This window comes from Cytobacillus sp. FSL W8-0315, assembly GCF_038002905.1.
Taxonomy (GTDB): Bacteria; Bacillota; Bacilli; order Bacillales; family Cytobacillaceae; genus Cytobacillus; species Cytobacillus pseudoceanisediminis.
This window is the reverse complement of the sequence record NZ_JBBOOC010000001.1, coordinates 1,637,497-1,651,853: the sequence shown is the minus strand read 5'-3', so window position 1 is coordinate 1,651,853 and position 14,357 is coordinate 1,637,497. Positions and strand designations below refer to the sequence as shown.

The 14,357-nt window shown below is 42.9% G+C and carries 11 protein-coding genes and 1 other annotated feature; of the genes, 5 read left to right on the top strand and 6 right to left on the bottom strand.

All coding sequences use genetic code 11. The annotated features are described in order from the left end of the window. Window positions 1-11 precede the first annotated feature (11 nt). On the top strand, window positions 12-614 hold the full coding sequence (gene rpsD, locus MKY20_RS08450) for a 30S ribosomal protein S4 (RefSeq protein WP_009333317.1): 603 nt from the start codon (window positions 12-14) through the stop codon (window positions 612-614). Window positions 615-710: 96 nt separating this feature from the next. Here rpsD and tyrS read toward each other — a convergent pair whose 3' ends face one another. Further along, entirely contained in the window at window positions 711-1,970 is a 1,260-nt protein-coding gene (gene tyrS / locus MKY20_RS08445) for a tyrosine--tRNA ligase (protein WP_019383053.1), read from the bottom strand. Window positions 1,971-2,048: 78 nt separating this feature from the next. Next, window positions 2,049-2,274: a binding site (T-box leader), on the bottom strand. A gap of 155 nt (window positions 2,275-2,429) precedes the next feature. Here tyrS and MKY20_RS08440 point away from each other — a divergent pair. Further along, window positions 2,430-5,330: a transglycosylase domain-containing protein gene (locus MKY20_RS08440; protein ID WP_251174715.1), complete on the top strand. Its 2,901-nt coding sequence runs from the start codon at window positions 2,430-2,432 to the stop codon at window positions 5,328-5,330. 138 nt (window positions 5,331-5,468) lie between these two features. On the opposite strand, the gene acsA is transcribed toward MKY20_RS08440, so the two are convergent. Further along, window positions 5,469-7,187 carry an acetate--CoA ligase gene (gene acsA / locus MKY20_RS08435; RefSeq protein ID WP_009333320.1) on the bottom strand — a complete coding sequence of 573 codons (1,719 nt, stop codon included), beginning with the start codon at window positions 7,185-7,187 and terminating at the stop codon, window positions 5,469-5,471. Window positions 7,188-7,408: 221 nt separating this feature from the next. On the opposite strand from acsA, the gene MKY20_RS08430 reads away from it, so the two are divergent. The 3 genes from MKY20_RS08430 (at window position 7,409) to MKY20_RS08420 (ending at window position 9,954) form a co-directional block, all read left to right on the top strand. Next, entirely contained in the window at window positions 7,409-8,041 is a 633-nt protein-coding gene (locus MKY20_RS08430; RefSeq protein ID WP_217032631.1) for a GNAT family N-acetyltransferase, read from the top strand. 96 nt (window positions 8,042-8,137) lie between these two features. Continuing rightward, window positions 8,138-8,785 (top strand): acetoin utilization AcuB family protein, encoded by a 648-nt coding sequence (locus MKY20_RS08425; protein ID WP_009333322.1) that lies wholly within the window; start codon window positions 8,138-8,140, stop codon window positions 8,783-8,785. Further along, window positions 8,782-9,954, top strand: coding sequence for an acetoin utilization protein AcuC (locus MKY20_RS08420; RefSeq protein WP_251174714.1), 1,173 nt, complete (start codon window positions 8,782-8,784; stop codon window positions 9,952-9,954). The genes MKY20_RS08425 and MKY20_RS08420 overlap by 4 nt, the downstream gene beginning before the upstream one ends. Before the next feature lie 84 nt (window positions 9,955-10,038). On the opposite strand, the gene motS is transcribed toward MKY20_RS08420, so the two are convergent. The 4 genes from motS to MKY20_RS08400 form a co-directional block, all read right to left on the bottom strand. Beyond that, entirely contained in the window at window positions 10,039-10,776 is a 738-nt protein-coding gene (gene motS, locus MKY20_RS08415; protein WP_341000870.1) for a flagellar motor protein MotS, read from the bottom strand. Further along, window positions 10,766-11,584, bottom strand: coding sequence for a flagellar motor protein MotP (gene motP, locus MKY20_RS08410; RefSeq protein WP_019383048.1), 819 nt, complete (start codon window positions 11,582-11,584; stop codon window positions 10,766-10,768). Before motP ends, motS begins: the two co-directional genes overlap by 11 nt. Window positions 11,585-11,857: 273 nt before the next feature. Then, complete coding sequence (gene ccpA / locus MKY20_RS08405; RefSeq protein ID WP_009333326.1) at window positions 11,858-12,856, bottom strand: catabolite control protein A; 999 nt, start codon at window positions 12,854-12,856, stop codon at window positions 11,858-11,860. A 252-nt stretch (window positions 12,857-13,108) separates the two neighbouring features. Beyond that, on the bottom strand, window positions 13,109-14,185 hold the full coding sequence (locus tag MKY20_RS08400) for a bifunctional 3-deoxy-7-phosphoheptulonate synthase/chorismate mutase (protein WP_009333327.1): 1,077 nt from the start codon (window positions 14,183-14,185) through the stop codon (window positions 13,109-13,111). Between the last annotated feature and the right edge of the window lie 172 nt (window positions 14,186-14,357).

The following is a 14,357-nucleotide window of genomic DNA, read 5'->3' as shown; positions in this document are numbered from 1 at the left end:
AGGAGTCTTAAATGGCTCGTTATACTGGTCCAAGCTGGAAATTATCCCGTCGTCTTGGAATCTCTCTAAGCGGAACTGGTAAAGAATTAGAAAAGCGTCCTTACGCTCCTGGACAACATGGTCCAAACCAGCGCAAAAAATTATCTGAATACGGATTACAATTGCAGGAGAAGCAAAAGCTTCGTCATATGTACGGAGTAAATGAGCGTCAATTCCGCAATTTATTCGATAAAGCTGGCAAAATGCCTGGTAAGCACGGTGAAAACTTCATGATTCTTCTTGAATCACGCCTTGACAACGTGGTTTACCGTTTAGGTCTTGCACGCACTCGCCGTCAAGCTCGCCAGCTAGTTAACCATGGTCATATCATGGTTGATGGATCTCGCGTTGATATTCCATCATACCGCGTAGCACCTGGTCAAACAATTACACTTCGCGAAAAATCTCGCAGCCTTGACATCGTTAAAGAAGCAATTGAAGTTAACAACTTCGTACCTGACTTCGTATCTTTCGATGCAGACAAGCTAGAAGGAACTTTCACTCGCATGCCTGAGCGTTCTGAACTTCCAGCTGAAATCAACGAATCTCTAATCGTTGAATTCTACTCTCGTTAATAATTTTAAAACTGCCGATACATTTCGGCAGTTTTTTTGTTGTCCGGAAAACTCTGAGATAATCAAAAAGCCCTCCATCAAAGGAGGGCTTTTTGATTAGTATTTAATTAAGAAATATTTCTTCTTTCCGCGGCGAATGACAGTAAATTGGCCTTCAATCTTATCCTTATCAGAAAGAGTGTAGTCAAGCTCCGTTATGCGTTCGCCATTTACTGAAACAGCGCCATTCGTCACATCTTCACGTGCCTGGCGTTTGGATGGGGAGATTTTGGCAGCAACAAGCAAATCAACGATCCCCAATTCTCCTCCTTCAGAATGCTCATAAGATGGAACATCCTTAAAGCCTTGTTTTATCTCTGAAGCCGAAAGGTTTTTAATTTCTCCGCTGAATAACGCTGCTGTAATCTTTATAGCCTGTTCCAATGCTTCATCTCCATGAATCATGCGTGTCATTTCTTCAGCAAGTGCTTTTTGGGCTTTGCGGAGATGCGGTTCATCTTGAACAGCTTTTTCAAGGCCTTCAATTTCTTCACGGGATAAGAATGTAAAGAACTTAAGGTATTTGATTACATCCGCATCTGCTGTATTAATCCAGAACTGGTAAAACTCATAAGGAGATGTTTTCTCCGAATCAAGCCAGATTGCTCCGCTTTCCGTTTTGCCGAATTTTGTTCCATCCGCTTTCGTAACCAAAGGTATGGTCAGGCCGTATGCCTTTGACCCTTCAGGCGCCATTTTGCGGATGAGCTCAAGGCCGGTTGTGATATTCCCCCATTGGTCGCTTCCGCCAATCTGCATTTTGCAGTTATGATTCTCATATAAATGAAGGAAATCCATGGCCTGCAGGATGGTGTATGTGAATTCTGTAAAGGAAATTCCCGTTTCCAGTCTGGAAGAAATGGTGTCTTTAGCGAGCATGTAATTGACTCCGACATGTTTCCCGTAATCACGCAGGAATGTAACAATATCCATGGACCCTGCCCAATCATAGTTGTTAACCATGATTGCACCATTTTCACCTTCAAAATCAAAAATTCTTTTTAGCTGGTTCTTTATGCAGTTCACATTATGCTGGACAGTTTCCAGCGTCTGCAGCTTCCGCTCTTCGCTTTTACCGCTTGGATCTCCAATCAGGCCAGTGGCCCCGCCTACTAGAACGATTGGACGATGGCCTTCCTTTTGAAAGCGCCTTAATGTCAAAAACGGCAACAGATGCCCAATGTGCATGCTGTCAGCTGTTGGGTCTACACCACAGTATAAAGAGATTGCTTCTTTACCGAGAGTGTTCTCAATGCCCTCTTCATCTGTCTGCTGATAAATAATCCCTCTCCATTGCAAATCTTCAAGTAAACTCATCTTAACTCCTCCTATTTAACGGCTATTTTCAAGGCATTAACAGGGAATCACCCATACAAAAAAACGCCCCTGCAAATATGCAGGGACGCATGATCGTTTTTGCGCGGTACCACCCAAATTGAGGACAGCTGTCCTCCACTCTTTCAGAATAACGGATAATCCGTCCACTGCTATAACTGCTGGGCAGGTTGACAGTGAAAGCTCAGGGAGGTAATTCATACTTCTATTTGTACCGGCTCGCAGCGAACGCCGGCTTTCTGAAACAGGGATAGAAGCATTACTGGGTTCCCATCAATGCCTATAAAATATTTAAACGTCTAAGATAAAACATTTTTATCATATAAATCAGCCAAATGTCAAATGCCTGTGCGAAAAAAGGAAATTTCAGATAAATGGCGAACCTTGTCATATTACTATGTCGCAATATGCTATAATAGATGTGATTTTAGGGGGATTGATATGATGAAAGAAAAGTTTCAGATGTTATTTAATAAATTGAGGCAAACTCCGGGCCTTTTCGGGAATAAAAAAGCAGCTAAAGGTGCGAGCATTACTTACCAGGTTGTCTGGAACCTTACTTTGCTGTTTCTCATTTTAGCTGTCATTGGCGGTTCATTTGCGGGGGGGCTTGGAGCAGGTTACTTCGCGTCGCTGGTAAAGGATGAGCCAATCCGATCTTATGCCAGCATGAAAAAAGATATTTATGACTATGCAGAAACATCGGAAATTTATTTTGCCGATAATGTTTATTTAGGGAAGCTCCGGACTGACCTGGAACGTGAGGAAGTTAAGCTTGATGATGTTTCGGAACACTTAATTAACGCAGTTGTAGCTACTGAAGATGAATATTTCTACGAGCATGACGGAGTGGTGCCAAAAGCGATTATGCGCGCACTGTTCCAGGAAGTAACAAATTCATCTGTTCAATCCGGCGGAAGTACACTTACACAGCAGCTGATAAAGAACCAAATCTTAACGAATGAAGTTTCTTTCGAGCGGAAAGCAAAAGAGATTCTGCTTGCTTTGCGATTGGAGAAATTCTTTGATAAAAAAGAGATATTGGAAGCATATCTGAATGTATCTACCTTTGGAAGAAATGCATCCGGACGTAATATTGCCGGAGTTGAAGCAGCTGCCAAAGGCATTTTTGGGGTGAGTGCAAAAGAATTAACCTTGCCCCAGGCTGCATTCATAGCAGGGCTGCCGCAGAGTCCATTCGGCTACACTCCTTTTACAAGGGAGGGAACGGTCAAAGAAAATCTGGAACCAGGTTTCTCCAGGATGAAAACTGTTCTGAAAAGAATGTATGACGACGGAAAGATTGACCAGAAGCAATATGAGGAAGCTTTGGCTTACGACCTGACCAAGGATTTCACTACGCCTTCAGAAAGCCCTTTGGAAAAGTACCCATATTTGACGTATGAAATTGAAGAACGTGCAGTAAACATCATGACTAAGATTCTCGCAAAAAATGATGGATACGAAGAGCAGGACTTAAAAGAAGATGACGAGCTCCGAGAGGAATACAGGACTCTGGCAGACCGGACGATCCGCCAGAATGGCTTCCAGATCCATACGACGATCAACAAAGATATTTATGATAAAATGCAGCAGGTAAAAAATAACTACCCTTATTATGGGCCAGACAAACCTGAGACGATTAAGGACCCAGAAACCGGTGAAAATAAACAAATCATGGAGCCCGTAGAGGTTGGAGCCATTTTAATTGAAAATAAAACCGGTAAAATCATCAGCTTTGTCGGCGGACGCGATCACAAACGCGAGCAGCTGAATCATGCTACAAGCGCTCTAAGACAAAATGGTTCAACCATGAAGCCGCTATTAGTCTATGCTCCTGCAATGGAACTTGGAAAAGCAGCACCTGGCACCATTCTGCCTGATGTGCCGCTATATCTAAGTCCAGGATTAAATAGGCCTTGGCCAAAGAACTATACGAATACCTATAGCGGGCTCGTTTCAGCCAGACAAGCACTTAAGCATTCATACAATGTCCCAGCTGTAAAGCTTTATAAGGATATAGTCGGACAGCGGCCTGCCTCTTATCTGGAAAAAATGGGCTTTACCTCTCTGATCGGTCCTGACTATACAAACTTGTCTACATCCATTGGTTCTTTGGAATATGGGGTAACTGTTGAAGAAAATACGAATGCCTTTACTACATTTGCCAACGGCGGAAAGTTTATTGACGCCTATATGATCGAGAAAATCACAGATAAAGACGGGAACATTATATTCCAGAATAAATCTGAGCCTGTAGATGTATTCAGTCCGCAGACAGCGTACCTTACAATCGATATGATGAGAGACGTTATTAACAGCGGAACTGCCACATCGATTAAGAACAGATTGAAGTTCAGTTCTGACTGGGCAGGGAAAACTGGTACTGGTACTGAATTCATAGATGCATGGTTCGTGGCATCCAATCCGAATGTCACTTTCGGCATATGGTCAGGATATGATACGCCTAAATCATTAAAAGCCCCTGGACCGCTAAGCTATAGTTTGCGCAATAACTATCTCTGGGCAGATTTGATGAATGCAGCATATGACGTCGCACCTGATCTTGTTGACCCGAGTGAAAGCTTTAAAATGCCGGGCGGAATCGTAAGACGTTCATTCTGTGCCATTTCAGGCCTTCTTCCTTCAGAAGCATGCTCTAAAGCTGGCTTAGTCGAGACTGATTTATTCAATGCCAAATTTGTTCCTACAAAAGTTGACGATAGCCTTGGCAATGGAAAACTTGTACGAATTGGCGATAAAAAATATATGGCACTTGATTCAACACCAGAAGAGTTTACTGAACCTGGAATGGTAGTGAATCCGGATTATATTCAAAAACTATTCGGCATTAAAGCAAATCTAAGTACTCTTATTCCGAATAAAGAACGCTGGAAGAGTATTCTGACAAGTGCAGATCAGCTCAAAGACAATGGCAAAGCACCTGCGGCCCCAAGCATAAAAGCTTCTGGCCAAACCATTACTTGGGGAGCACATCCTGAAAAAGATGTCATTGGCTATCGCGTTTACAGCGGAGGTAAAAAAGTTGCTACAATAAAAGCCGGCTCTTCCTTAAACTACAAGGCTGGAAGCGGCTCGATCCATGTAACAGCCGTTGACATTGCCGGCAAAGAGTCTGCTTCTTCCAATGTAGTAAAAATCGGCCAAAAGACGGAAGAAGAAAAACCGAAAGAAGAAAAGCCGAAGGAAGAGAAGCCAAAAGAAGAGAAGCCGAAAGAAGAGAAACCTAAAGAAGAGAAACCTAAAGATCCTCCTCCAGCCGAGGAAAAGCCTGATGCTGATAAACCATCAGAACCTGATGAAGGTGAAGAAACTAATTAAAGAAAAGCAGAATCCCATTTGCCCAAAAAGGGCTTGGGATTCTGCTTTTTCTTTATAGAAATAACAATCGCCCAAAATATATTCTAGATACTTTGCTAAACAAAAAACCGCTGCTCATTTATGCAGCGGTCTCCTCTATTAATCTTCCATTGTAGACAAATCGCCAGTTGGCAGATCCAGTTCCCAGGCTTTAAGCACCCGGCGCATAATTTTGCCGCTCCGTGTTTTTGGAAGTTTGTCGCGGAATTCAATTTCACGCGGGGCTGCGTGGGCAGCAAGGCCTTTCTTAACGAATTGACGGATATCTTCCACCAGTTCTTCAGAAGGTTCATGTCCGTCCCGTAAAGCAACAAATGCCTTTATTATTTCACCTCGGACAGGATCAGGCTTGCCGATAACTCCAGCTTCTGCAACAGCCGGGTGTTCGATGAGCTTGCTCTCCACTTCAAACGGCCCAACGCGTTCACCAGATGTCATGATCACATCATCTACACGACCCTGGAACCAGAAATATCCATCTTCATCCATATATGCTGAATCTCCAGAAACATACCAGTCACCTGGCATAAAATAAGATTCATATTTTTGCTCGTTATTCCAGATGGCATTCATCATGGAAGGCCAGCCTTTTTTAATTGCAAGGTTCCCCATGCGGTTTGGCGGCAGCTCATTTCCCTGGTCATCGACAATGGCAGCTTTAACACCAGGAATCGGCTTACCCATGGAGCCCGGCTTAATCTCCAGGCAAGGATAGTTGCAGATGAGCTGTGCACCTGTTTCTGTCATCCACCACGTATCATGGATGCGCATATTGAATACTTTCATTCCCCATCTGACTACTTCAGGATTTAGCGGTTCACCGACACTGAGGACATGACGAAGGGAGCTTAAATCAAACTTTTTCACAACCTCATCACCTGCCCCCATCAGCATACGGAAAGCGGTCGGAGCACTATACCAAACCGAAACGCCATACTCCTCAATCATTTTATACCAAGTCTCCGGATTAAATCTGCCCCCGACAATAAGGTTTGAAGTCCCTGTCAGCCACGGGCCGAAAATGCCATATGAAGTACCGGTTACCCAGCCAGGGTCAGCAGTGCACCAATATACATCTTCTTCTTTTAAGTCCAGCACCCATTTAGCGGTCTGATAATGCTGAATCATTGCATTATGTACATGCAGAACTCCCTTTGGCTTGCCTGTAGAGCCGGAAGTGTAATGCAAAATAAGGCCATCTTTTCCGTCAACCCATTCAATTGGAAGCTTTCTGCTTGATTCAGCCATTCTTTTATTAAAGTCCACATACGGGCCTGTTTCCTCAATATTTTCCCCAACAAGGAAAACATGCTTTAAGGCAGGCAGCTGATCAACAGGCACACGTTCCAAAAGCTCAGGGGTTGTAATCAGAACTTTTGCTTCACTGTCATCAAGCCTGTCACGGACTGCCCCTTCCATAAATGCTTCAAAAAGAGGACCTACAATGGCTCCCAGTTTAATTGCTCCCAATACGGCAAAATAGAGTTCAGGAGAACGCGGCATAAAAATGAAAACTCGGTCTCCTTTTTCAACATCGCCATATGCTTTTAATGCATTTCCCGCTTTATTGGATAGTTCCTTCATTTCCTTGAATGTATATTTCTCATTTCTCTGTCCATCGCGATAATAAAGGGCAACCTTATTTTTTCTGAAAGATTCCGCATGTCGGTCAATGGCCTCATAGGCCATATTCATGCGGCCGGTTTCTTTCCAGGAAAATTCTTTTTCCGCATCAGCCCAGTTAAAATTTTCATACAGCTCATCATAGCTTTTTAAATTGAAGTCCCCTTGTGTTACTGGCAGCGCTTCCACTTTCATATAATTATCCCCCTTATTTAAGATTTGATATTATTATAGTATAAACATTATATTTTCTCAATTTTTAAAATTTTGGAGCGGGGAAAAAATTACTTATGAACCAACTGGTAAATTGTCACAAACTTATTTAAATTACACAGAAAATTGCGTGAAAGCGCTTTATCCCCCGTGTTTTTATGTATAATAGAAGTTACATTGATCATGTCTATGGCGGTGAATAAATGGAATATAAAAAAACTTATAATGCAAAAGAATTAAAAACAGCCAATGGTAAATTAATCATTGAGGGGCCAATTTCACCTGAAAAATTGGCAGATTATGAGTTTCACAAGGATCTTGTTGCTTTCAGGCCTCCGGCTCAGCAGCATAAAGCCCTGGTTGAAATTGCGGGATTGCCGGAGGGAAGAATTATAGTGGCCCGTGACAGGCATACCATTGTCGGCTATGTTACTTACTTGTATCCAGACCCTCTCGAGCGCTGGTCGGAAGGAAAAATGGATAATTTAATAGAATTGGGTGCAATAGAAGTGATCCCGGCTTTCAGAGGTTCAGGAACAGGAAAGAACCTGCTGAAAGTATCCATGATGGATGACGCAATGGAAGACTATATTGTTATAACAACTGAATATTATTGGCATTGGGATTTAAAAGGAACTGGCCTGAACGTATGGGAATATAGGAAGGTTATGGAAAAGATGATGAATGCCGGTGGTCTTGAATGGTATGCCACAGATGACCCTGAAATCAGTTCTCATCCCGCAAATTGCCTAATGGCCCGCATTGGAAAAAGAGTGGATCAGGATTCAGTGCAGCAATTTGACCGCTTGCGCTTTATGAATCGCTTTATGTATTAAATCTTAATAATAGCGTCAATACATAATTCATGCCTGTATTCACACTATTTTTTCGGCATGAATGTATCTCCATATATTTATAAGGAGGCATTTAAAGTGATTGTTGAAGAAATTATGAAAACGGATGTCACGGCCTTGTCAAAAGAAGACACCATTGCCGACGCCATAAAAATTATGAACGAAAAAAGAATACGGCATTTGCCTATTACAGATGAAGCGGGCAGATTGCAGGGACTTGTAACAGATAGGGACATCCGTGATGCGACTCCATCTATTTTTCATACAGAACTATTTAAGGAAGATCTGCAGAGACCATTAAAAATGATTATGAAGACAGATATCATTACCGGACACCCTCTTGATTTTGCTGAAGAAATTGCTGCGGTTTTTTATGAACAGCGAATTGGCTGCCTGCCAATATTAAACGATGATAAGCTGGTCGGAATTGTCACAGAAACCGATTTGCTTCATACGTTAGTTCAATTGACGGGAGCCCATCAGCCAGGTTCGCAGATTGAAGTAAAGGTGCCAAACAGGGCAGGCATGCTGTTTGAAATCGCTGAAGTCATCTGCAAAAGAAAAGCAAATATACAGAGTGTCCTTGTTTACCCTGACAAAACGGATGATAAATACAAAATACTGGTGATAAGGGTACAGACAATGAACCCTACGCTTGTAGTAGAAGATTTGAAAAAAGCAGGCCATCATGTTTTATGGCCCAGCCTGCCGGGGATTTCACTATGACACATGATTCATTATTTGTTTTTTCGGAAGACCTGCTGAACTACAAATTCAGCAAAAATCATCCTTTTAATCAGATAAGGCTGAAACTGACACTCGATTTGCTCAAAAACATCAATGCCATTGAAGAATGTCATATTATTCCTCCGCGCAAGGCTTCCGATGAAGAGCTACACTTGATTCATGATCCTAGTTATGTGAATGCTGTCAAGCTCGCCGGCAAAGGAAACCTGCCTGAGGATATCTGCGAAAACTATGGTCTTGGAACAGAGGACACACCTATTTTTCAAAACATGCACGAAGCAAGCTCCCTTTTAGTAGGAGGCACTCTGGCAGCCGTTGATGCAGTCATGAGCGGACTTGCTAAGCACGCACTTCACCTTGGCGGCGGCCTTCATCACGGGTTTCGGGGAAAAGCTTCTGGATTTTGCATCTACAACGATAGCTCCGTAGCCATAAAATATATACAGGAAAAGTATAAAGCCCGTATTCTGTATGTGGATACAGATGCCCATCATGGTGATGGTGTCCAATGGTCATTTTATGATGACCCGGATGTATGCACCTTATCTATTCATGAAACTGGCAGATACCTTTTCCCCGGAACCGGAAATGTAAATGAACGAGGACAAGGGAAAGGATATGGATTCTCTTTTAATATTCCCGTGGATGCATTTACTGAAGACGATTCCTGGCTTCACGCATACCGTACAGCTTTTCGGGAGGTTGCAGAATTTTTCAAACCGGATGTGATCCTGACGCAAAATGGTGCTGATGCCCATTATCTTGATCCTCTTACCCATTTGTCATCTACTATAAAGATTTATAGGGAAATTCCGAAACTGGCCCATGAAATTGCCCATGAATATTGTGACGGGAAATGGATTGCCGTCGGCGGCGGAGGTTATGATATTTGGAGGGTTGTTCCCCGGGCATGGGCCATGATATGGCTCGAAATGACTGAAAACTCTAATTGTTACGGCAATATACCGGCGGAATGGATAAACAAGTGGAAAGAACACGCACCTGTGCCTCTTCCCCTGGAATGGGATGATCCTGCTGATTTATATGAGCCTATCCCCCGTAAGAGCGAAATAACTGAAAAAAATGCCCGGACAGTGGACAAAGTTCTTTATCCGATCCGAAACAGAACAATGACAGAATCTTTATAAGAACAGCGGCCGGGAACATTTTACCGGCCGCTGTTCATTTCTGCATATGTAAATAAACAGGTCTGACTATTGCCAGACCTGTTATCAATTATGAATATTGTTATCTTCATTAAATTTCGGATCAGAAATAATGATTTCAACACGCCTGTTTTTCTCCCAATTCTCCGGTCCGGAATTAGGGACGATAGGACGGGTTTCCCCATAGCCCACAGCCATAAACCTATGACTTTCAAGATTATGCTTTTCTGTTAGATATCTGATTACAGTACTAGCCCTGGCAGCAGATAACTCCCAATTGGACGGATATCTGTAAGTAGTTATGGGCCGGTCATCAGTATGTCCCTCCACCTTCACAAGGTTTGGCATGTTTGCTAAAAGGGTTCCTACTTTATCCAGGAAAGAGTATGAACTGTCTATCAGACTGGCATCTCCGGATTCAAATAAAACCTGTTCCTGCAGAACGAGAACGCCCCCCCGTTCCGTCCTGTTCGCCACAATCACTTTTTCTAAGCCATTCTCATCCAAAAACGACTGGATCTCCATCAGAAGCTCATCAAGCGAATCTGATTGCCCGCTGTCCTCATTTTCCTTTATTTCTTCATTTTGTTCCGGGTTCTCTGCAGGAATGATAGACGGCTGAAAATCCAGCACCTGTCTGTCCCGGAAAGAATCGGATAATGCCTGAAACTTCATTAAATCAATCTGGGACATCGAAAACAGCAGAATAAAAAATACCAATATCAGTGTGACGAGATCGGAGAAAGTCACCATCCATCTTGGGGAGCCTTTTGGAGGCTCCGGAGATCTTCTCCTAGGCTTCATTATCCAGTGCCTCCCCCTCATTTACAGCTTTATCCAAATCTCTCCGTTCTTCTGAGGATAAAAAGGCGCTCAGCTTTTCTTCCAATATTCTCGGATTCTGCCCGGATTGAACACCGATAACCCCTTCAATAATAATCTGCTTCAAAAAAACTTCCTTCTCTGTCTTTAAAGCCAGCTTCGCTGCCATCGGCAGAAAAATCAGATTGGCCAGCAGGGATCCATATAAAGTAGTCAGTAAGGCAAGAGCCATATTGGGCCCAAGTGTGGAAGGATCATTCAAATTTTTCAGCATCAGAACCAGTCCGATCAGGGTCCCTATCATTCCCCATGCCGGAGCGTATTCCCCGGCTCTTTCGAGAATGCTTCTTCCTTTTCTGTGCCTCTCTTCCATCGCCATAATTTCGGCATTCATAATGTCAGTAATGACATCTGGCTCTATACCATCCACAGCCAGGTATACGCCTTTCTGAATGAATGGATCTTCCACCTTCCCGATTTCAGCCTCAAGCGATAACAGCCCTTCACGCCGGGCACGCTCAGAGAGTTTGACAAAAATTCCAATCAGCTCGCCAACGCTTTGCTCTTCACTGGAAAAAACCTGCTTAAAAACGGTGGCCATATGCCTGATATCTTTTAAAGGAAAACTTACAAGCAGCCCGGCTATTAAACCGCCCAGAACAATAAGAATTGAAGAAGGGTCAACAAAGGATAAAAAACCATCAGCTCCTCCATTCCACATGATTCCAAAAATCAGCATAGCAAGCCCCACCATTAATCCAGCCGGTGTTAACATATCAACCTTTCTCATACTCTCTCTCCCTGATCCATTGCGAATTGCCTTTGTCTAATGGTTTATTATTTATGTGCTCTAAAACAGGTACGATAGCTTAAAATTGGCAGAAAGAAACGCCTTTTAATTAAGGCGCTTCTCTTTCTTCTCTTTTGTCCAGCTGCAGCGCCTAGCCCCCTAGTCACTTCGGTCCAGATGCTGAAGTCAAAGAACGACTTCAACTTCTGGACCTCCAGCGCTGGTCGGGGCTGGTCGAGGAGCTTCCGCTTTTCTGTTATATCGGCAAATTCATTACTTTGTTGAGCTTCGTTCTTCAATTCGGTGAGGGAGTACAACAATTTGCTCATCGACTGATTCTTTATTCATAAGTTTCGTAAGCAATCTCATGGCAACTGCACCAATATCATACAATGGCTGAACGACTGATGTCAGCTGAGGACGGACCATTAATGCCAATCTTGTATTGTCAGAGCTGATGACCTCAAAGTCTTTCGGGATATTATACCCTTTATCCTCCGCCCCGTGGACAATTCCCAATGCCATTTCATCAGATCCTGCAAAAATAGCTGTTGGACGCGGATCTGCCTCAAGCAGCTTTTCAAAGGCTTCTATACCTGAATCGTAAGTATAATCTCCTTCAACCACCAATTCATCGCGGAAGGCCACCTCAGCTTCTTCCAAAGCCCGCTTATAGCCTGCAAGCTTTTTTTCCTGATTAATCGGCTCGCGGAGAGGTCCCACCACGATAGCTGCATCTTTATGGCCTTTTTCAATAAATGACTTAGTCACATCAAATGCTGCCTGTTCATAATTAATATTTACAGATGGGATTTTGCCTGTTTCTTCAATAGAGCCAGCCAGTACGATCGGAACCGGTGACTTTTCAAACTCTTCAACATGCTCGGAGGTAATATTGCCGCCCATGAAGACTATTCCATCCACCTGTTTCCCGAGCATAGTATTGAGCAAGTGCAGTTCTTTTTCAATATTTTGGTCGGAGTTGCTGAGAATGATATTGTATTTATACATTGTCGCAATATCCTCTATGCCCCTTGCCAGTTCTGCAAAAAAGGTGCTGGAGATATCGGGAATGATTACACCGACTGTCGTCGTTTTTTTGCTTGCCAATCCTCTTGCAACCGCGTTGGGGCGGTACCCAAGCCGGTCAATTACTTCCATTACTTTTTTTCTTGTTGCAGGCTTAACATTCGGGTTGCCATTTACAACACGAGAAACCGTTGCCATTGATACATTCGCTTCTCTTGCTACATCGTATATTGTTACATTCATTACTTACACTCCTTCTTTAAATAGCGGTCGCTTCAATTACTTTATATTTTACAGCAACACGACGTAACCTACTCATTTTTTATCCTAATTTGTGAGTGGTTACACATGTACAATTATGTATTTAATCATACGACAGTCCAGGAATTGCCGCAATGTCAAGGCTTGTATTTTTGAAAAAAACTTAAATTTCCACTTTAAATGCAAAAAAAAGAGCCTCCTGCTACCAGCAGAAGGCTCTCCATATTTAGATGGCTACACTTTCAGCAATGCTGAAGATTGAAGTTCAGCCATAAATTGATCAAATTGATTCAAGTCCATTTGCTGCGCTGAATCTGATAGGGCAACGGCCGGGTCTGGATGAACTTCTGCCATTACACCATCTGCGCCGATTGCCAGCGCAGCTTTTGCTGCTGGAAGAAGCAAATCTCTGCGGCCTGTTGAATGCGTAACGTCAACCAGTACTGGCAAATGTGTTTCCTGCTTAAGAATAGGCACAGCCGAAATGTCCAATGTATTGCGTGTAGCACGTTCGTATGTGCGGATTCCGCGCTCACATAGAATAATCTGTCCATTCCCCTGGGACATGATATATTCCGCTGCATTGATGAATTCTTCAATTGTAGCTGCAATCCCGCGCTTTAAAAGAACTGGTTTGTTTACAGCCCCCGCTGCTTTTAATAGCTCGAAGTTTTGCATGTTTCTTGCCCCGATTTGAATGACATCAATATAATTTACAGCCGTTTCAATATCATTAGGGCTTACGATTTCAGAAATAACAGCCAGATCGTATTCATCTGCCACTCTTTTTAAGATTTTTAAACCTTCAAGGCCAAGCCCCTGGAAATCATACGGTGATGTTCTTGGTTTATATGCGCCTCCGCGAAGGAGCTTAAGTCCTTTTGCTTTTACAGCTTCAGCAACAGTTGCCACCTGCTCATAAGATTCAACTGCGCAAGGGCCAAAAACAAGATGAGGATTGCCATCCCCTACTTTTTCACCCTTTAAGTCTACAATCGTATTTTCAGGCTTCTTTTTGCGTGAAACAAGAAGCGCCTTTCTATGATCATCTTTTTGAAGTTCAAGACCTGCTTTAAAAATTTCCTTGAACATATGCTCAATTGTTGAATTTTCAAAAGGACCGTCATTATGCTCTTTTATCAAGTCCAGCATCTTGCGTTCCCGGACAGGATCATAACGATAAACCCCTTGTGTTTCCTTTACTCTTCCGATTTCCTGAACAAGTTCTGCTCTTTCATTGATCAAAGATAAAAGCTGGAGATTCAGCTCATCCACTCGATCACGAAGTTTATCTAGCTCTTTATTGCTCATTTCCTGTCCCTTCCTTTCAAATCTGAATTTAAGCCGTGTTGGTTTCAGGATAATGCACAAAACGTGCATCTAAATGTGCACAGCGTTAAACATTTCCATCTTTCTCTTTTACGGCCTCTGGATATGTGATACATTTTTTATAATTAGGGTTATTATATATGAATTATTCAGA

Bases quoted from the DNA above. Each gene is read 5' to 3' on its own strand.
- acsA (WP_009333320.1), bottom strand. From the start codon at position 7,187: ATGAAAGTGGAAGCGCTGCCAGTAACACAAGGGGACTTCAATTTAAAA.
- ccpA (WP_009333326.1), bottom strand. From the start codon at position 12,856: ATGAATGTAACAATATACGATGTAGCAAGAGAAGCGAATGTATCAATG.
- MKY20_RS08430 (WP_217032631.1), top strand. From the start codon at position 7,409: ATGGAATATAAAAAAACTTATAATGCAAAAGAATTAAAAACAGCCAAT.
- rpsD (WP_009333317.1), top strand. From the start codon at position 12: ATGGCTCGTTATACTGGTCCAAGCTGGAAATTATCCCGTCGTCTTGGA.
- MKY20_RS08440 (WP_251174715.1), top strand. From the start codon at position 2,430: ATGATGAAAGAAAAGTTTCAGATGTTATTTAATAAATTGAGGCAAACT.
- MKY20_RS08420 (WP_251174714.1), top strand. From the start codon at position 8,782: ATGACACATGATTCATTATTTGTTTTTTCGGAAGACCTGCTGAACTAC.
- motP (WP_019383048.1), bottom strand. From the start codon at position 11,584: ATGAGAAAGGTTGATATGTTAACACCGGCTGGATTAATGGTGGGGCTT.
- motS (WP_341000870.1), bottom strand. From the start codon at position 10,776: ATGAAGCCTAGGAGAAGATCTCCGGAGCCTCCAAAAGGCTCCCCAAGA.
- tyrS (WP_019383053.1), bottom strand. From the start codon at position 1,970: ATGAGTTTACTTGAAGATTTGCAATGGAGAGGGATTATTTATCAGCAG.
- MKY20_RS08400 (WP_009333327.1), bottom strand. From the start codon at position 14,185: ATGAGCAATAAAGAGCTAGATAAACTTCGTGATCGAGTGGATGAGCTG.